Source organism: Chryseobacterium sp. GQ58, assembly GCF_059758895.1.
In genome coordinates this window covers 558898-575962 of the sequence record NZ_JCAXEH010000002.1, presented here as the reverse complement: position 1 = coordinate 575962, position 17065 = coordinate 558898, and the positions used below count along the sequence as shown (strand labels likewise).

Sequence of the window (17065 nt, the reverse complement as noted above, 5' to 3'; positions counted from 1 at the left end):
TGATATTCACAATTCACTAAAAAGTTCAGGTTAGATTTAAATAAGAATAGGCCGTGTTGATTTTCGCACGGCTTATTTTATTTTACCAATTATTTAAGCCATTTTCTAATGCTTTGGCATAATTTTCTTCATTAAAAGTGTATAAATCAGGCGATTTGTGTGCACCGCCTCGACGCTGTTCATCTAATTTGGTGAGAATTCCTAAGTTTTTAATCTTTCTGTAGAAATTTCCACGGTTTAGGCTCGTTCCCAAAATAGTTTCGTACAATTTCTGTAATTCGGAAAGGGTAAATTTTTCGGGTAAAAGATTATATCCAATAGGTTTTATTGCAATTTTTTCTCTGAGCGCAAGCAGTGCTTTTTCGATGATTTCCCTGTGATCCATCGCCAGTTCAATTTTTGGCAATTCGCTCAGATACATCCATTCGCAAACTTCGCTGAATTCATCCGGAATAGGCGTAATTACAGAAGAATTGTACAGCGCGTAATATCCTATCGATATGAATCTCTGTTTTTGAAAAAGGCTTTCGTCAAAATCTTCAAAATAAAATTCGCTTCTGTTTTTCTTTCCGAAAACCGCAAATTCTTCAAGATAAATACCACTCACACCAACTCTTGTTTTCAGTATTCTCGCCAAAGCATCATCCAGGTTCTCATCTTTTCTGATGTAGCCTCCGGGCAGCATCCATTGACCGCGATAACTCATCTTAAGAAGAAGAACTTTAAGCTCATTCTTTTCAAATCCGAAAATCACCGCATCAGCCGAAAGATGAGGAATATAGATTTCTTTTGCCTCTGCCGAACTATCCCAAAACTTCTGTTTGTAATCCATTAAATGATGGTTTTTATGAAAAAATTGCGCTACAAATTTAATAATAAAAAAAGATTTTAGCCTAAACTGATCTTAAATACCGTTAATTTGAAAAATTTGTGATAAAAATTAACATTAAAAACCCAAAATGAGACAAAAAGAAAGTATCTTTAGCCTCATTTATTTAAAACAAATGTTTATGATCAATGAAGTAAAATCTAAAAGCAGGAATTACACGATTCCGCTGGTTACCATTACACTTTTATTCTTTATGTGGGGCTTCATCACATGTATGAATGACATCCTTATTCCATATCTGAAACAGCTTTTTAAGCTTACCTTTTTCGAATCGATGCTTGTGCAGTTCTGTTTCTTCGGAGCGTATTTTATAGGCTCGCTGATCTATTTTCTGATCTCATCATCAAGTGGAGACCCGATCAACAAAGTAGGTTACAAAAAAGGAATTCTGTTCGGTATTTTTCTTGCGGCTTTAGGTTGCGTTTTGTTTTATCCGGCAGCTACATTTTCATCTTACGGTTTATTTTTGGGGGCTTTATTTGTTCTTGGTTTAGGATTTACCGTTTTACAGATTACAGCCAATGCTTATGTTTCGCTTTTAGGTTCGGAAGAATCTGCATCGAGCCGGTTGAATATGACGCAGGCTTTCAATGCATTCGGAACTACAATTGCTCCGGTATTGGGTGGTCATTTGATATTTGAATTTTTCTCTGCTGCTGACGGATCTTTCAGCGCGGTAGCAACCAGAATTCCTTATTTAATCTTTGCAGGAATTTTATTATTGGTTGCTTTGCTGATTTCAAGAGTAAAGCTTCCTTCTTTTCAGACGAATGAAGAGGAAATTGTAAAAGGTTTGGGAGCATTGCAATTCAATCATCTGAAGTTTGGTGTTTTTGCCATGTTTTGTTACGTTGGTGGGGAAGTGGCTGTTGGAAGCTTTATCATCAGCTTTCTTGAGCAACCTCAAATCATGAATCTTTCTGAAGTGGTAAGTAAAAACTATCTTTCTTTATATTGGGGTGGCGCAATGATCGGACGTTTTCTGGGTGCAATTTCTTTAAACCAATCATTAAACCAGACCAAGAAAGTGCTTTATATGTTGGGTGCGGCAATTGCTGTTTTTCTGGTGATCTTCAGTATTGTTGATCTTACTTTTGCACAGATCAGTTTCTTTCTGGTGTTTATTGCTCTTAATTTCATTGCTTTCTTTATCGGAAAATCTGCTCCAGCAAGAACGTTATCAATCTTTGCAGGAATCAATGTTTTATTACTGATTTCGGCAATGGTAAATCATGGCGAAATGGCAATGTACAGTATTTTAGGAATCGGAATCTTCAATTCTATAATGTTCTCCAACATCTATACGCTGGCAATTTCAGGATTAGGGAAATATACAAGCCAAGGTTCGTCTTTGGTTGTAATGGCGATTTTAGGAGGCGCTATTGTTCCTATTTTCCAGGGTTATCTGGCTGATATTTTCGGGGTTCAGAATTCGTTTATTATTCCTGTATTCTGTTATTTGGCGATCTTAATTTTCGGCGCGTACTGTACTAAATATTTGGAACATGTGAAGCAGGAAGTGGATGCTAAATCGGGACATTAATATTTTTGATTATATATGGAAAACCTGCTGTTGAGCAGGTTTTTGATTTATGAATTTACAATCATTAAGGTTTCAAATAAATCACGAATTGTAAATCCATCAGATTTGTTTTTGACTATCATAATAACTTTTTATAATGATGTTCTTTATGATATTTAATAAACTTTAAGTTAATATTATGTTTAGGATCTATAGTTAGTTTTTTCTTTTCCAAACCTAAAATATTAAAATTTTCATCTATAGAGATAATTCCTAAATCAAACATTTTGTGATGATTTGGACAAAGACAAAGGATATTTTCTTTTGGTATCTGGCCCATTATGAGGCGCTCCTAAAGATTTTATATGCGCAGCTTCAGAATAAGTTGAGACAGCGCTTTTAATTTGAATACCACAAATTTGACATATATCATTATAAAGCAGTTTTATAAATTTAGCAGTTTTTGTTTCTCTAATTATTTTATTAACTACATATTCTTTTCTAATTGTTTTAGAGTAATTTGATTCAGGCTCACTAATAATACTTGTAGAAACTTTAATGTTTTCTTTACTTTTAATCTTTTCTAATCTAAATCTCCACACTATATATCCACTTTTTCCTTTTTCGTGCCAATATTCAGTAACGAGATAAAGACCATCATATCTATAACCTGTTGTAGGAGCAAACTTAGAATGTTTATTTGCACCTCTTACAAGCCTTATTGGCAGTTGATTTTCTTGGGAAATTGCTAACGCCTTATTTCCACGAGCTAATGCTTGATCTGCTACTTGATTTTTCGAACCATTACTTTTACCACCATGACCAGTATATATAATAATATCGCCAAGATCCTCATCATCTTCATAACCACCCGAAATTACGACTGAATCTGCCCCTTCCAGTTCAGACCCACTAATTCCGGCCTGTAATGGTCTGTGAACTTTTGCTAATGATAATGTACCTCTGCTTTCAAATATATCACCTTCAAAAATTTTATCTATATCACCAAATATTCTTTTCATAACAATTCCTCTAGTAGCCAAATATACAAAAGTGAAAAATACTTTTTGACAAAGAATATGTCGATAAGATTAATGCGATTAAATTATTAAAATAATAACTCTCAAAACACCCGTTTTCACCCTTCAAAACTTCTCCGGAACTCACAAAACAGGTGTTTTGTAACCAAACAACTTTTACTTTTGTTTCAAATCAAATGTTTTATAACAAAACACAATTGGCGGAAGTTTCCTACAGTTTGAGTGAGACCAAACACAAAGTCATTTTGTTTCACACAAAACATTTGGAACAAAACAATTATTTATTTACATTTAAAACCTGTAATAAATGAATTATTAACTATTAAAACACAAATTAAATGAAAATTACATTATCAAAACTAAGTACAAAAGATTTGGCTACTCTTTCTCAGAGAATCATCAGCAGTTCAGAATCAGGAAATTTCCCGATCATCAGCGACCATCCTTTGTTCGTAGACTTCAAAATAATATACGCGGATTATGATGCTGTATACACCAAACAGATCTACAGCGGCAAAGGAGTAGATGTAGCAGGGGCAGATAAAGAACGGGATAATGCTTTCAGAATACTAAAAAATTACCTCAACGGCTACAGAAAAATGACTTCATTAGCCAATTATCAGTTCGCTGAAGATTTGTTTCAGATTTTCAAGGTTCATGGTCTTGATATGGATAAGGAAAGCTACTCAACTCAGACTGCCCAAATGATAAAGCTGATCGAAACTTTAGACAAAACAGAAAATATACAGAAGCTGGCAAGCCTCAACCTCATAACAGCTTTTAATGACATGAAATCTAAGCAGGATCTATTCGAAGATCTGTTTGCCGAACAGGCAGTAGCAAATGCCGGTCTCCGACAGATGAAAAGCGCATCGGTAATCCGCAGAGATTTAGAGAAAATATTAAAATCTCTCTTAAATCTCATCACCGCCATGAAAGATATACCAGACTGGAAATTGCTCTATGCCGACATCAACGAACTGGTAAAGGCTGCAAAAGGGTAGTGCGGTTTCATATAAAGAAAGGCTATCAGATTTGATAGCCTTTATGGTTTATTAATATTTAAAAGAGTTTATTTTTTAATCGTTTTAATCGTTTTTACACTTCCGTCGTTCATTTTTAAAGTAATCAAATAAGTTCCTTCTTTTAAGTCTCCTAAATGAATTGAAGATGAAGGTTTTTCAATGGTTTTGATTAATCTTCCAGAAAAATCAGTAACAGAAAGTGACCTTACTTCGGATATATCTGAAATAGTAAGAAGATCACTGAAAGGATTTGGATAAGCTTTGATGTTATCTTTCTTCTCAGAAACCTCAACGGTAGATAATTGGGTATTGTCAAATGCTGAAATCTGAAACTCTCCGCCATCTATAAATGCATCATATTTCCATACGCTCACATAAAGGGTAGCGCCGGGAGTTTGCCCGGTTAATGCAATTTGTGAGAAAGTACTCGTATTTGTATCATCATTACAAGCAATTTCAGTTAAAGAACCACACGTCCCACTGTAAACGGTAAGAACGGAATCATCAAATGAAGAACCAGCAGCTTCACGGGTCTCTAATGTTATGTTTCCACTTGCAGGTACCACTACTTTGAACCAAACATTCTCAGCCGCATCTGAACTGCAAGAAGGTACGGTACCATCAATAGTAGCCAGGAAATTATGTGAAGTGATCATCCCTGAAGTAAAATCTGTTCCTACTGTAAGCTGTATCGCACTTGAGCAAATATCGTTGGCTATTCCCGGGTTAAATGCTGAAATCTGAAATTCTCCGTTATCGACCGTAGAATCATATTTCCATACACTTATGTATAAAGTAGCTCCCGGAGTTTGCCCCGTTAAAGTAACCTGTGAGAAAGTACTCGCGTTTGTATCATCATTACATGCAATCTCAGTTAAAGTACCACATGTTCCACTATAAACAGTAAGAACCGAATCATCAAATAAAGAACCTGAAGCTTCACGAGTTTCAATTATTAACATTCCACTTGCAGGTACAACTACCTTAAACCATACATTCTCAGCTCCGTCTGAACTACAAGAAGGTACAGTACCATCAGTAGTGGCGCCAACATTTGTAGAAGTAATTGCTCCTGCAATAAAGGTTGATCCTACAGTAAGCGTTATTGCTCCTGAACAATTATTATTTTGGGCATTTATAAAATTAGCTGCCAAAAATAACATGCAAAATAATACGTATTTTTTCATATAATCTTTTTTTGTTAGAAACAAATGTATGAAGTTAAATACAAATATTATGATAAATAATCAATATATTTCATTTATTTATGAATAATACTTTCAATTTTAAAATAATCATTGAGATTTTACTATTTGAGTTAGAATATAGCTCTTAGCTGCTATTTTTAATTAATCAATAAGAACATTTAATCCAATTTTAAACATAATATATCTGAAAATAATTCGATAAAACCTACCTTTACGTCAATTTTCTATATCATAAAAAGGTTCAACAAATCTTAATGCATACTTCACACATTTCAAAAACTGTTGTTTGGCTTATGGCCGTTATTTCGGGCCTTGTTGTTGCCAACAATTATTACAATCAGCCTTTATTGGGGCTTATATCCAACGATCTTAATGTTTCAGAAACAGCTGCCGGAAAAATTTCGGTTCTTACCCAGCTTGGCTATGCTTTCGGATTGCTGCTTTTGGTTCCTTTGGGAGATAAATTTTTACGGAAAAAATTGATTCTGATTGATTTGCTTTTGGTTTTAGGAGCTTTATTGTGGATGGCTTTTGCGACAGAATTGTGGATGCTTTATGCTGCCAGCTTGTTGATTGGTGCCACTTCCGTAATTCCTCAGTTATTTGTCCCTATTGCCGCTGAACTTTCTTCGGAACATGAAAAATCTGAAAACATCGGTTTGGTGGTTTCGGGTTTGTTATTGGGAATTTTACTTTCAAGATTCGTTGGTGGAATCGTCGGTGAGCTTTGGGGATGGCGCACCGTGTACATTATTGCGGCGGGATTGATGCTTTTAGTCTGGATTGTTGTTTATAAAATGCTTCCTGTGCTACAACCAAATTTTAAAGGAACTTATGTCGAGCTGATGAAATCTGTCGTACATCTGGCAAAAACACAGCCTGTCTTACAATTGGCATCATTTCGTGGGGCAATGGCTTTCGGATCGATGTGTGCATTATTTACGACTTTGGTTTTCCATATGGAAAGACCGCCGTTTGAAGTTGGAGCTTCTGTAGTCGGAAGCTTCGGACTGGCAGGCGCGGTAGGTGCATTGGCCGCTGCAAAAGTAGGAAAGCTGCAAAAGATAATGACTTTAAACAGAATCATACTGTATTCATTATTGATATTAATCGGAAGTTGGGGTTTCACATATTTTGCGGGAAATACGTATTGGGGGCTTATTGTCGGTGTGATTTTTATCGATTTGGGAGTACAGTCGAGCCATATTATGAATCAGACCAATTATTTTTTAATTAAAACAAATGCCGTCAACCGCCTGAATACTGTTTATATGGTTTCATATTTCATCGGAGGATCATTGGGAACCTGACTGGCTTCCGTTGCCTGGCATTATGCACAATGGGAAGGTGTTTGCCTTGTAGGAACGGTTATGGGTATACTGGCTTTGGCAGCACATATTGTTTTTACTAAAAAAATCAAATAATGATAAAGATAAATAACGAAACAACTTTTTCGCTTGATGATACACTTTTTGTTTTTGCTTTAGAATACGAGGCAGGAAGTGCATTCGACCATACAAATAAACTTCTTACAGGCATCGGAAAAGTAAATGCAGCATACGAACTGACTAAAGAAATTATAAGAAAAAGACCAAAGCTTATCGTTAATCTCGGTTCTGCCGGCGGTAATGGCTTTGGTAAAGGTGAAATTATCTGCTGTACACAATTCATTCAACGTGATATGGATGTTCGCGGGCTTGGCTTTAAAAAATTTGAGACACCGTTATCCGGAATTCCACCTGTTATTGAATACGGTTTAAAAATGGAAAACCTGAAAGAAGGAATATGCGGAACCGGCGACAGTTTCGAAATGAATCATATCAACAGCGAATACAATGTAATCGACATGGAAGCTTATCCTTTGGCATTAGTTGCTATGAAAGAAAATATTCCGTTTTTGTGCCTTAAATATATCTCCGACGATGCCGGAAGTGATGCCGCAAGCGATTGGGCTGAGCAAGTACATTTGGCTTCTGAAGCTTTTAAAAGAATATTACAATTTTAAGTAGTACAGAAAATATAAAAATTAACTAAAAAAATTATTAAATCATAATCTTTTTATAGTATACATGATCCAGATCATAAATAATAAACGTTTATTATTTCTATTTTTGATCTCATACCAAATAAAATTATTATGAAAAATGTTTTTTTAACAATCCTAGGTTTAGGATTTTTAGTAATGAGTTGTTCAAAAAAAGAAACGACGACACAACCCGATACTACATCAGATACTCTGATGGAAGATACGACAACAACGATGGCGCCACCTGCCACCATGGATACCGCGACAACATCACAGGCTGACACCGCCACTTCTGGTCAGACTGATTCTGCAAGAGCCAGAAGATAAGTTAAGCATCTCTATCCGTTTTATTTGCCCTGAAGCGGATAGAGATCAATTATATTAATGTTTAATTTTTAATGTTTTCGCTAAGATTATTGTCTTGGCTTATATCTTTATTGCTAATACTTCAATTATTATTTACTATAATTATATTATTTAATCAATAACCGATATATGTTTAAACAATTTATAAAATTTAACATTTTTTAACATGTTGTTTTAAAAAATGGTTTGCTTTTTGTTGTTCAAAGAGAACAGTAAAGTTATTACCTCATTATAGAACATTACAAGTCTAAAACTAAAATTTGATTTATATTAAAATTGATTATTATGGTTATTGATGAAAAATTGTTGTACTCTATAGGAGCAAAAACGAAGCAGTATTACCCGGGAGAGGTAATATTTGAAGAAGGAGACTCGCCGTTTTATTATTTTCAGATTTTAGAAGGAAATATTAAGCTTAATAATTACGACGAGGATGGAAAAGAATTTATTCAGAACATTCTTGGCCCCGGACAGAGTTTTGGAGAATCCATACTTTTTGGAGATCACAGTTACCCGATGAATGCTGTAGCAATCAATAAATGTACTGTATTAAAAGTAAATAAAAACAACTTTTTCGCATTGTTGGAACAGCATCCGAAAATCAGCATGGACCTGAATAAACATCTTTCTGAGCGGCTTTACTATAAATATATTATGCTACAGAATAATTCGTCAAAAAATCCTGCCAAAAGACTTACCGGATTGTTGAATTATTTGAAAAGCTTTCAAAAGTGCAAAACTCCTTTTTCTTTCCAGGTGCCATTGACCAGACAACAAATGGCCTGCCTCACAGGATTATGCACAGAAACCGCAATAAGAGTATTAAAGTCTATGGAAAAAGATAATGTTGTCCAAATAAAAGACAGAAAAATACTCTATTAATAAAAACTTTTAGCCGGCTTTTCATTGATAAACAATCTTTATTTATACAGATTGCGGGGAATCTTTTTGAATTTAAAGTATAATTTATTATTCAGAATAATAAAGCTGTTGTAAGTTTAACAAACTAACTAACATTAATTTAATCAAAAAAAACAAAATTATGCCAACTAAAACAGCAAGCAATACCAAAGCTACAACTACAGGAAAAATGAAAGTAGACAATGCTACCGTAGATGAAAACAAAATGAAAAGTTCGCCGCTGCATAAATTCTTTGTAGATTCTCTTAAAGATATATATTACGCCGAGCATTCTATTGTTGATGCATTAAAAAAAATGCAGGAAGCAGCAACAACCGAAGAACTGAAAGATGCTTTTGAAGATCATCAGCTACAGACTAAAAAGCAAATAAGCCGATTGGAAAAAGTATTTAAGCTAATTGATGAGCAGCCAGAGAAAAAAGAATGTGAAGCCATAAAAGGTCTTGTAAAAGAAGGCGAAGAAATTATAAAATCTACCGAAGAAGGTTCTATGACGCGTGATGCCGCACTTATTATTGCTGCCCAAAAAGTAGAGCATTACGAGATTGCAAGCTACGGAGGCTTGGTTCAGCTCGCCATCACAATGGGACACGATAAGGCTGCCGATCTTCTGGAAAGAACTTTGCAGGAAGAAGAAGACACCGATTATAATCTGACAGAAATTGCAGAAAGCTTCATCAATTTTGATGCTGAACAGGAGGATTAAATCCGCAAAAATAAATTACAGCCATATAGGAAATTTTCTGTGTGGCTTTAGTCACCAAACTCAAATAACATAGAATATATTTAAATATCTAAAACCTTAAAAGTTTACCAGAGCATTTAAATAGCTTCTTCCACCAACACCACACCAAAATAATATTGATATGAAAAATACAGAAGGCTACAACGAAAAGCTGAACCAATTAGAATCATCTACTACTTCAAATGATAACGAAAAACTAACAACCAATCAGGGATTAAAGATCAACAATAATCAGGATTCTTTGAAAGACGGAGAAAGAGGCGCAACATTATTGGAGGATTTTATTTTAAGAGAAAAAATCACGCATTTTGACCATGAAAGAATTCCCGAAAGAATTGTACACGCCAGAGGTTCGGGTGCACATGGAGTTTTTAAACTCACAAAAAGCATTGAAAAATATACCAAAGCAAAATTCTTGACCGAAGTAGGAAAAGAAACACCAGTTTTTGTAAGATTCTCTACCGTTGCTGGAAGCAAAGGAAGTACAGATCTAGCCCGTGATGTAAGAGGTTTTGCCGTAAAATTTTATACTGATGAAGGCAATTACGATCTTGTAGCCAACAATATGCCTGTGTTTTTTATTCAGGATGCTATGAAATTTCCTGATCTTGTACACGCCGTAAAACCGGAACCTGATAATGAAATTCCACAGGCTGCTTCTGCTCATGATACTTTTTGGGATTTTATTTCTCTAATGCCCGAAAGTATGCACATGATTATGTGGCTGATGAGTGACCGTGCAATTCCTAGAAGCTTTAGCATGATGGAAGGTTTTGGGGTACACTCTTTTAAATTTATCAATAGTGAAGGAGATGTTCATTTTGTTAAATTTCATTTTAAACCCAAATTAGGGGTTCATTCTGTAGCTTGGGATGAAGCTCAGAAAATTTCAGGCGTAGATTCTGATTTTCACAAAAGAGATTTGTGGGAATCTATTGAAAACGGCAATTTTCCGGAATGGGACTTTGGAGTTCAGATTGTTCCGGAAGAGAATGAAAATGATTTCGATTTCGATTTATTAGATCCTACCAAAATTATTCCTGAAGAAGTTGTTCCCGTTCAGATCATCGGAACTTTAACTTTAAATAAAAATCCTGATAATTTCTTTGCCGAAACTGAACAGGTTGCTTTTCATCCCGGACATTTGGTTCCCGGAATAGATTTCAGCAACGACCCTTTATTACAAGGAAGATTATTTTCATATACCGACACACAATTATCCAGATTAGGATCTCCGAATTTCCATGAAATTCCGATCAACCGTTCGATCAATACTGTTCACAACAATCAGCGTGACGGACATATGAGACAACAGATCGTAAAAGGGAAAGTAAGCTATGAACCCAACTCGATTGGCGGCGGATGTCCTTTTCAGGCAATGATGAAAGAAGGCGGATTTACTTCTCATCAGGAACGAATTTCCGGAACAAAGATCAGAGCCAGAAGCAAAAGCTTTGTAGATCATTATTCGCAGGCTAAATTATTCTACCACAGCCAGTCAATTCCTGAACAAGAGCATCTTCAAAATGCTTTGATATTTGAATTATCAAAAGTTACAATGCCAAAAATCAGGGAAAGAGTAGTTGGCCAGCTTTCTTTTATTGATAATATCCTTGCTGGAAAAGTAGCTCAGAAACTAGGTGTTGAGGTAAAAAGACCGGAACTTCCAAACCAAAGTATTCCGGCTGACGCCAATCCTGCTGAACTTCAAAGTGAAGAAAGAGAGCCTGAAGTAAAAATTTCGGAAGCGCTAAGCATGAAAAATACAGTTAAAGACACTATTTCAAGCAGAACAATAGGCTTTATTGTGGCAAACGGTTCGGATGAAGGAGTTCTTAATTCTTTACAGCAAAAAATTGAAAAAGAAAAAGCAAGAATACAGCTCATCGCTCCAAGCGTTGCCCCGATTAAAACAAACAATGGAACTTCATTGACTCCAAAACATTCTCTGACAAGCATTAAAAGTGTTTGTTTCGATGCATTATATATTTCAGCAGGCGAAAATTCGACAAAAGAACTTTTAAATCCTGAAAATAAGAAACACGTCCTAGAATTTATAAATGAAGCTTACAGCCATTGTAAAGCCATCTATTTCGGAGAAGGAACGGAAGCCATTTACAACGCCAGCAATGTTGCTAAGAAAAAGCATGTTGATCCAGCCATCATTAATAATGAAAGCAAAAATCCGGATGCCGATTTTATAAAAGCTGTCGCAAATCACAGAGTTTGGGAACTTGAAAAAGAACGTAACAATCTGACATAAATTTGTATTTGAAATAAAATAATCCACACCACACAAAATATTTAAAATTATGAAAGCTGCAGTTTTTCATGCACCGGGTAAAATTACCTGCGACACAGTCGATGATCCTACTATTCAGGATTCCAATGATATCATTTTAAAAGTAACTTCCACTGCGATTTGCGGCAGCGACCTGCATATGTATTCAGGAGGTTTGCCACAACTACGCCCAATGGTAATGGGACATGAGTTTATGGGAATTGTAGAAGAAGTCGGAAAAAATATTACCAATCTTCAGATCGGTGACCGAGTAGTTGTTCCGTTTCCAATAGCATGCGGAAGCTGTTTTTTCTGTCAGCACGATCTTCCGGTAGCATGTGAACACAGTAATCCTGAAAATTACGGACCGGAAGGAGGAATTCTTACAGAAAAAGGAGGCGCATTATTCGGATATACAGATCTCTACGGCGGATATGATGGCGGACAAGCTCAATATGTAAGGGTTCCGTATGCTAATGTAGGTCCTCGAAAAGTTCCTGACAACCTTACCGATGAGCAGGTTCTATTCCTTACAGATATCTTCCCGACAGGCTACATTGGTGTCATGTGGGGTGAGCTGAAAGGTGGAGAAACTGTCGCCATATTCGGAGCCGGACCTGTCGGATCAATGGCTGCTAAAAGTGCAATTCTACACAATGCAAAAAAGGTAATCGTAATTGATACTTTACAATACAGATTAGATAAAATCCAAAAGCTTACGGGCTGCGAAACCATTTTATGGGAAGATGCAGATCAAACGGTGGAACAGATCAGAGATCTTACAGACGGACGCGGTGCAGATCTTTGCATTGACGCTGTAGGTTTCGAGCCGGAACGAAGCTTTTTGGATAAAGCCAAAGCTTTAATAAATTTTGAAAAAGGTTCTATTAAAGTATTGGAGGCCTGCCTCAGCGGAGTAAGACGTGGTGGTACCGTTTCTGTATTGGGAGTTTATCCTGTTCATTATGACAATTTTAAACTCGGACAGATTTTCGATAAAGGAATTACATTAAAAGCCGGGCAGGCTCCTGTACATCCAATTGTTGATAAACTTTTGAAATATGTAGAAACAGGTCAGGTAAAACTGGATGATATTATTACACACCGCTTGTCTTTGGATGAAGTAGCAAAAGGCTATGAAATTTTCGATAAAAAAGAAGACGGATGTGTAAAAGTCGTACTTGATCCCTGGAAATAAATGTTTCAATTAAATACTTAACAATAATACATTATGCCATGGAATTTCAAAAAAACTTATTAGAATATATCAGTCAGTCTTTCATTACTTCCAATGAAACGATATCAATTGCAGAAAGTGTGACTTCCGGCTTGCTGCAGTTGGCTTTTTCACAAATGCCAAATGCTTCCATGTTTTATAAAGGAGGCATAACGACGTATACATTACAGGAAAAAGTAAAGTTCTTAAATATTGACAGGAATGAAGCAAAAGAAAACGACTGCGTTTCACAAAATATAGCCGATACAATGGCTTTGAATGTAGCAAAACTTTTTGAGACAGACTGGTCGATTGCCATTACAGGCTATGCAACGCCTGTTCGTAATTCGGGATTTAAGATATTTTCTTACTTTTCTTTTAGTTACAGAGGAGAGATTATTCTTTCAAAACAGCTTGAGCTTCATCCTAAAACTCAGGCTTTAAATGCCCAGATATATTATACAGAATTTATTTTGGGTTGTCTCAAAAGTGAGCTTAACCAATTTTTAATGCTAAAATAATTATGGAACGTAAAAATCAATATGCTCTTGTTACAGGAGCCACAAGCGGAATTGGTTACGAGCTGGCAAAGCTGTTTGCCCAAAACGGTTATGATCTTGTCATCGTTGCCAGAAACCACGAAGAACTGCAAACCAAAGCAGAAGAATTCAAAAAATATGGAGTAAATGTTATTCCGATTTCAAAAAATTTATTTATTGAAGATGAAGCTTATTCGTTGTATGCAGATTTAAAATTAAACGGAATAAGCCCTGAAATTTTGGTAAATGATGCCGGGCAAGGCGTTTACGGGAAATTTGAAGAAACAGATCTGCATCGTGAGATTGATATTATAAAGCTCAATATTGTTTCTGTTATTATTTTAACAAAACTGTTTTTAAAAGACCGCATTTCAAAAGGATCAGGAAAAATATTAAATCTTGCTTCCATCGCCAGCAAGGCTCCCGGCCCGTGGCATTCGGTTTATCACGGTACTAAAGCGTTTGTCCTTTCGTGGTCTGAAGCCATTCGTGAAGAACTGAAAGATACCGGAATTACCGTAACGGCTCTTTTACCGGGACCTACAGACACAGATTTTTTCAACAAAGCTGATATGACGGAAAGTAAAATTCTTGAAGATCCTGATAATTTATCTTCTCCCGAAGAAGTGGCTTTAGATGGTTACAATGCCTTGATGAGCGGTGATGATAAAATTGTTTCCGGTCTGAAAAACAAAATTAACGTAGCAATTTCCAATTTAGCAAATGACAGCCTGGTTGCTCACAGAATGAGCGAAATGCAAAAACCCGTCAACGAAAAATAAAACTATGAAAGAATTTCAATTACAAAATAAAACCTTATTAATTACCGGAGCAGACAGCGGAATTGGAAAAGCGGCAGCCACACTTTTCGCAAAAGAAGGTTGCGATATTGCTATCATTTATTATGAAGATGATGAAAGCGCAGAAAAAACAAAAAAGGAAATAACCGATTTGGGAAGAAAATGCATTCTTTTTGCCGGTGATATTAATGATTATGAATTTTGTGAACAGACTGTAGAAAAAGTGATGTCAGAATTTGGTAAAATTGATTTTCTGATAAACAATGCCGGTATTCAGTTTCCAGAAGATAACATCGAAAATCTGAAAGAAGAAAATGTAAGAACGACATTCAACTCGAATATTATCGGAATGATTTTACTTACAAAAATTGTTTTCCCTTATTTAAAACAAGGCGGAAGCATTATCAATACGACTTCTGCCGTTGCTTATCAGGGACATCCTGAGCTTCTAGATTATTCTGCTACAAAAGGAGCCATCGTATCTTTCACGCGTTCGCTTGCTCTTCAGGCAAAGCCAAAAGGAATCCGTGTGAATGCAGTAGCTCCGGGACCTGTTGCAACACCGCTTACCAAAGAAACTTTTGGTGAAGAAGAAGACGATCCGAATAAGCCTCCTTTTGAGCGAAACGCCACGCCGGAAGAAGTTGCAACAAGCTTTTTATTTCTGGCAAGCGATGCGTCTGCACAGATTACCGGTCAGGTTTTGCATCCGAATGGCGGTATCATTGTGAATGGATAAAGGTATAAAAACTGAGTTCGATTAAATTATTGATTTTAAATTATAAATATTTATCGTAAAGAAAAAGCAAAGATTGTATTTCGTTTTAAGTGAAACACCTTTGTTTAATTTAAATAATGAAAAATAATATTATCTAAATTCTGTTTGACTTTGCGTTTGGAAATCTTACTCCGAACCCAGATTAATAAACTTAAAAATGACAATTAACTTAAAACAAATGAAGCTATGAATAGAGATGGAGCAAGGAAAAGCGCATGGCAGGAAGAAATAAAAACATTTTCTTCAGAAGTCGATACAACACAATTATTTGATGTCGCTATCGTTGGTGGCGGTATTACAGGAGTTTCAACGGCGCTGCAATTGCAGAAAAGCGGTAAAAGATGTGTTATTTTAGAAGCACACAATATAGGTTTTGGAACCACAGGCGGTACAACTGCCCATTTAAATGATTTTTTTGATACTACTTTTTCAGATACGATCAGCAAGTTCGGTTTAGAAAATGCAAAACTCTTTGCACAAGTAGGGAAAAATGCAATTGATATTATAAAATCTAATGTTCAGGATCATAATATTAACTGTGATTTTGAAACCAAAACAGCCTATCTTTTTGCTTTGGACGAAAAGCAGGAAAAGCAACTCGACGATATTGTGGAAGGAAGCTCAAAAGTAGGTCATCAAATGGATTATTGTAACGAAATACCATTTCCCATACCTTTCAAAAAAGCGGTAAAAATACCAAATCAGGCACAATTTCATCCTATAAAATATATCAAAAGCTTATGCGAAGTTTTTATGAAATCGGGTGGTTTTATCGTTGAAGAATGCCTTTGTGAAAGCCATGAAGAAAAAGAAGAACACGTGATTCTGAAAACATCAAAAGGTGAAATTAAAGCTAAAAATGTTGTTTATGCAACACACATTCCGCCCGGCGTCACCATTTTCAACTTTACGACTGCGCCTTACCGAAGCTATGCTATTGCGTTTCGCTTAAAAGACAATACTGAATATCCGGATTTAGGATATGACCTGCACGATCCTTATCATTATTACCGAACTCATGAAATAAATGGCGAAAAACTCCTTATCGCCGGCGGAGAAGATCATAAAACGGGACATGCAGAAAATACAGGAGAATGTTTTTCGAGTCTTGAAAATTATGTTCGCGATTATTTTGATGTGGAAACCGCTGTTTATAGCTGGTCCAGTCAGTATTACGAGCCGGCTGACGGATTGCCCTATATTGGGAAAATGCCCGGAAGTAGCGGAAAAGTATACGTCTCGACAGGTTTTTCTGGTAACGGGATGATATTTGGGACAATTACTTCAAATATCTTAAGCGAACTTATCCTAAACGGCTCAAACCGATATGAAAAACTGTTTGATCCGGGAAGAATAAAACCTATTGCAGGATTTTCAAATTTTGTGAAAGAAAATATAACGGTAGCTGCAGATTTTATTAAGGATAAAATATTTGCTGAAAAAATAAATTCTCTTGCCGAAGTGAAAGAAGGAGAAGCAAAAGTAGTGAAATATGAAGGCGACACTTATGCGATATACAAAGAAGTTGGCGGCAAAGCCCATCTTTTGAAAAGTACGTGCCCGCACGCAAAATGTGAAGTACGATGGAACAGCGCCGAAATAACCTGGGATTGCCCTTGTCACGGATCGCGTTTCAATGTGAATGGAAAAATGCTCAATGCGCCTGCTGTAAATAATTTACAAAGAATAGACCCTGAATTATAAAATCC

The 17065-nt window shown here is 35.9% G+C and carries 17 protein-coding genes; 13 read left to right on the top strand and 4 right to left on the bottom strand.

Going from position 1 to position 17065, the window contains the following annotated elements:
* Window positions 1-82: 82 nt before the first annotated feature.
* Window positions 83-832, bottom strand: a complete 750-nt coding sequence (locus tag AC6CHK_RS06785; RefSeq protein WP_498094786.1) for an NUDIX hydrolase — start codon at window positions 830-832, stop codon at window positions 83-85.
* A gap of 127 nt (window positions 833-959) precedes the next feature.
* On the opposite strand from AC6CHK_RS06785, the gene AC6CHK_RS06780 reads away from it, so the two are divergent.
* Complete coding sequence (locus tag AC6CHK_RS06780) at window positions 960-2432, top strand: sugar MFS transporter (protein ID WP_498094784.1); 1473 nt, start codon at window positions 960-962, stop codon at window positions 2430-2432.
* Between the two features lie 118 nt (window positions 2433-2550).
* On the opposite strand, the gene AC6CHK_RS06775 is transcribed toward AC6CHK_RS06780, so the two are convergent.
* A complete protein-coding gene (locus AC6CHK_RS06775) occupies window positions 2551-2751 on the bottom strand; it encodes an HNH endonuclease (protein ID WP_498094782.1) in 201 nt (66 codons plus the stop codon).
* Window positions 2690-3433 carry a YDG/SRA domain-containing protein gene (locus AC6CHK_RS06770; RefSeq protein ID WP_498094780.1) on the bottom strand — a complete coding sequence of 248 codons (744 nt, stop codon included), beginning with the start codon at window positions 3431-3433 and terminating at the stop codon, window positions 2690-2692. Before AC6CHK_RS06770 ends, AC6CHK_RS06775 begins: the two co-directional genes overlap by 62 nt.
* Window positions 3434-3789: 356 nt before the next feature.
* Between AC6CHK_RS06770 and AC6CHK_RS06765 the strand changes: the two genes are divergently transcribed.
* Window positions 3790-4455: a DUF6261 family protein gene (locus AC6CHK_RS06765; RefSeq protein ID WP_498094778.1), complete on the top strand. Its 666-nt coding sequence runs from the start codon at window positions 3790-3792 to the stop codon at window positions 4453-4455.
* Window positions 4456-4523: 68 nt separating this feature from the next.
* On the opposite strand, the gene AC6CHK_RS06760 is transcribed toward AC6CHK_RS06765, so the two are convergent.
* Window positions 4524-5663 carry a T9SS type A sorting domain-containing protein gene (locus AC6CHK_RS06760; protein ID WP_498094776.1) on the bottom strand — a complete coding sequence of 380 codons (1140 nt, stop codon included), beginning with the start codon at window positions 5661-5663 and terminating at the stop codon, window positions 4524-4526.
* 275 nt (window positions 5664-5938) lie between these two features.
* Here AC6CHK_RS06760 and AC6CHK_RS06755 point away from each other — a divergent pair, with 275 nt between their 5' ends.
* The 11 genes from AC6CHK_RS06755 to AC6CHK_RS06705 all read left to right on the top strand — a co-directional run bounded on the left by AC6CHK_RS06755 (window position 5939) and on the right by AC6CHK_RS06705 (window position 17060).
* Window positions 5939-6994, top strand: a complete 1056-nt coding sequence (locus AC6CHK_RS06755; protein WP_498094774.1) for an MFS transporter — start codon at window positions 5939-5941, stop codon at window positions 6992-6994.
* 113 nt (window positions 6995-7107) lie between these two features.
* Window positions 7108-7689 carry a 5'-methylthioadenosine/S-adenosylhomocysteine nucleosidase family protein gene (locus AC6CHK_RS06750; RefSeq protein WP_498094772.1) on the top strand — a complete coding sequence of 194 codons (582 nt, stop codon included), beginning with the start codon at window positions 7108-7110 and terminating at the stop codon, window positions 7687-7689.
* 177 nt (window positions 7690-7866) lie between these two features.
* Window positions 7867-8037 (top strand): hypothetical protein, encoded by a 171-nt coding sequence (locus AC6CHK_RS06745; protein ID WP_498094770.1) that lies wholly within the window; start codon window positions 7867-7869, stop codon window positions 8035-8037.
* Between the two features lie 324 nt (window positions 8038-8361).
* A complete protein-coding gene (locus AC6CHK_RS06740; RefSeq protein ID WP_498094768.1) occupies window positions 8362-8958 on the top strand; it encodes a Crp/Fnr family transcriptional regulator in 597 nt (198 codons plus the stop codon).
* 160 nt (window positions 8959-9118) lie between these two features.
* The gene (locus AC6CHK_RS06735) at window positions 9119-9703 is read left to right on the top strand and encodes a YciE/YciF ferroxidase family protein (RefSeq protein ID WP_498094766.1); all 585 of its coding nucleotides are present in this window, start codon (window positions 9119-9121) and stop codon (window positions 9701-9703) included.
* A gap of 160 nt (window positions 9704-9863) precedes the next feature.
* Window positions 9864-12005 carry a catalase gene (locus AC6CHK_RS06730; RefSeq protein ID WP_498094764.1) on the top strand — a complete coding sequence of 714 codons (2142 nt, stop codon included), beginning with the start codon at window positions 9864-9866 and terminating at the stop codon, window positions 12003-12005.
* 49 nt (window positions 12006-12054) lie between these two features.
* Window positions 12055-13221, top strand: a complete 1167-nt coding sequence (locus tag AC6CHK_RS06725; RefSeq protein ID WP_498094763.1) for a zinc-dependent alcohol dehydrogenase — start codon at window positions 12055-12057, stop codon at window positions 13219-13221.
* Window positions 13222-13259: 38 nt separating this feature from the next.
* Entirely contained in the window at window positions 13260-13760 is a 501-nt protein-coding gene (locus tag AC6CHK_RS06720; protein WP_498094761.1) for a CinA family protein, read from the top strand.
* Between the two features lie 2 nt (window positions 13761-13762).
* A complete protein-coding gene (locus AC6CHK_RS06715) occupies window positions 13763-14560 on the top strand; it encodes an SDR family NAD(P)-dependent oxidoreductase (RefSeq protein ID WP_498094759.1) in 798 nt (265 codons plus the stop codon).
* Window positions 14561-14564: 4 nt separating this feature from the next.
* Entirely contained in the window at window positions 14565-15317 is a 753-nt protein-coding gene (locus tag AC6CHK_RS06710; RefSeq protein ID WP_498094757.1) for an SDR family oxidoreductase, read from the top strand.
* A gap of 225 nt (window positions 15318-15542) precedes the next feature.
* On the top strand, window positions 15543-17060 hold the full coding sequence (locus tag AC6CHK_RS06705; protein WP_498094755.1) for an FAD-dependent oxidoreductase: 1518 nt from the start codon (window positions 15543-15545) through the stop codon (window positions 17058-17060).
* The last annotated feature ends 5 nt before the right edge of the window (window positions 17061-17065 follow it).

What these genes read in the sequence shown, in the direction of transcription:
- AC6CHK_RS06785 (WP_498094786.1), bottom strand. Translation starts at nt 832, where the DNA reads ATGGATTACAAACAGAAGTTTTGGGATAGTTCGGCAGAGGCAAAAGAA.
- AC6CHK_RS06780 (WP_498094784.1), top strand. Translation starts at nt 960, where the DNA reads ATGAGACAAAAAGAAAGTATCTTTAGCCTCATTTATTTAAAACAAATG.
- AC6CHK_RS06775 (WP_498094782.1), bottom strand. Translation starts at nt 2,751, where the DNA reads ATGGGCCAGATACCAAAAGAAAATATCCTTTGTCTTTGTCCAAATCAT.
- AC6CHK_RS06770 (WP_498094780.1), bottom strand. Translation starts at nt 3,433, where the DNA reads ATGAAAAGAATATTTGGTGATATAGATAAAATTTTTGAAGGTGATATA.
- AC6CHK_RS06765 (WP_498094778.1), top strand. Translation starts at nt 3,790, where the DNA reads ATGAAAATTACATTATCAAAACTAAGTACAAAAGATTTGGCTACTCTT.
- AC6CHK_RS06760 (WP_498094776.1), bottom strand. Translation starts at nt 5,663, where the DNA reads ATGAAAAAATACGTATTATTTTGCATGTTATTTTTGGCAGCTAATTTT.
- AC6CHK_RS06755 (WP_498094774.1), top strand. Translation starts at nt 5,939, where the DNA reads ATGCATACTTCACACATTTCAAAAACTGTTGTTTGGCTTATGGCCGTT.
- AC6CHK_RS06750 (WP_498094772.1), top strand. Translation starts at nt 7,108, where the DNA reads ATGATAAAGATAAATAACGAAACAACTTTTTCGCTTGATGATACACTT.
- AC6CHK_RS06745 (WP_498094770.1), top strand. Translation starts at nt 7,867, where the DNA reads ATGAGTTGTTCAAAAAAAGAAACGACGACACAACCCGATACTACATCA.
- AC6CHK_RS06740 (WP_498094768.1), top strand. Translation starts at nt 8,362, where the DNA reads ATGGTTATTGATGAAAAATTGTTGTACTCTATAGGAGCAAAAACGAAG.
- AC6CHK_RS06735 (WP_498094766.1), top strand. Translation starts at nt 9,119, where the DNA reads ATGCCAACTAAAACAGCAAGCAATACCAAAGCTACAACTACAGGAAAA.
- AC6CHK_RS06730 (WP_498094764.1), top strand. Translation starts at nt 9,864, where the DNA reads ATGAAAAATACAGAAGGCTACAACGAAAAGCTGAACCAATTAGAATCA.
- AC6CHK_RS06725 (WP_498094763.1), top strand. Translation starts at nt 12,055, where the DNA reads ATGAAAGCTGCAGTTTTTCATGCACCGGGTAAAATTACCTGCGACACA.
- AC6CHK_RS06720 (WP_498094761.1), top strand. Translation starts at nt 13,260, where the DNA reads ATGGAATTTCAAAAAAACTTATTAGAATATATCAGTCAGTCTTTCATT.
- AC6CHK_RS06715 (WP_498094759.1), top strand. Translation starts at nt 13,763, where the DNA reads ATGGAACGTAAAAATCAATATGCTCTTGTTACAGGAGCCACAAGCGGA.
- AC6CHK_RS06710 (WP_498094757.1), top strand. Translation starts at nt 14,565, where the DNA reads ATGAAAGAATTTCAATTACAAAATAAAACCTTATTAATTACCGGAGCA.
- AC6CHK_RS06705 (WP_498094755.1), top strand. Translation starts at nt 15,543, where the DNA reads ATGAATAGAGATGGAGCAAGGAAAAGCGCATGGCAGGAAGAAATAAAA.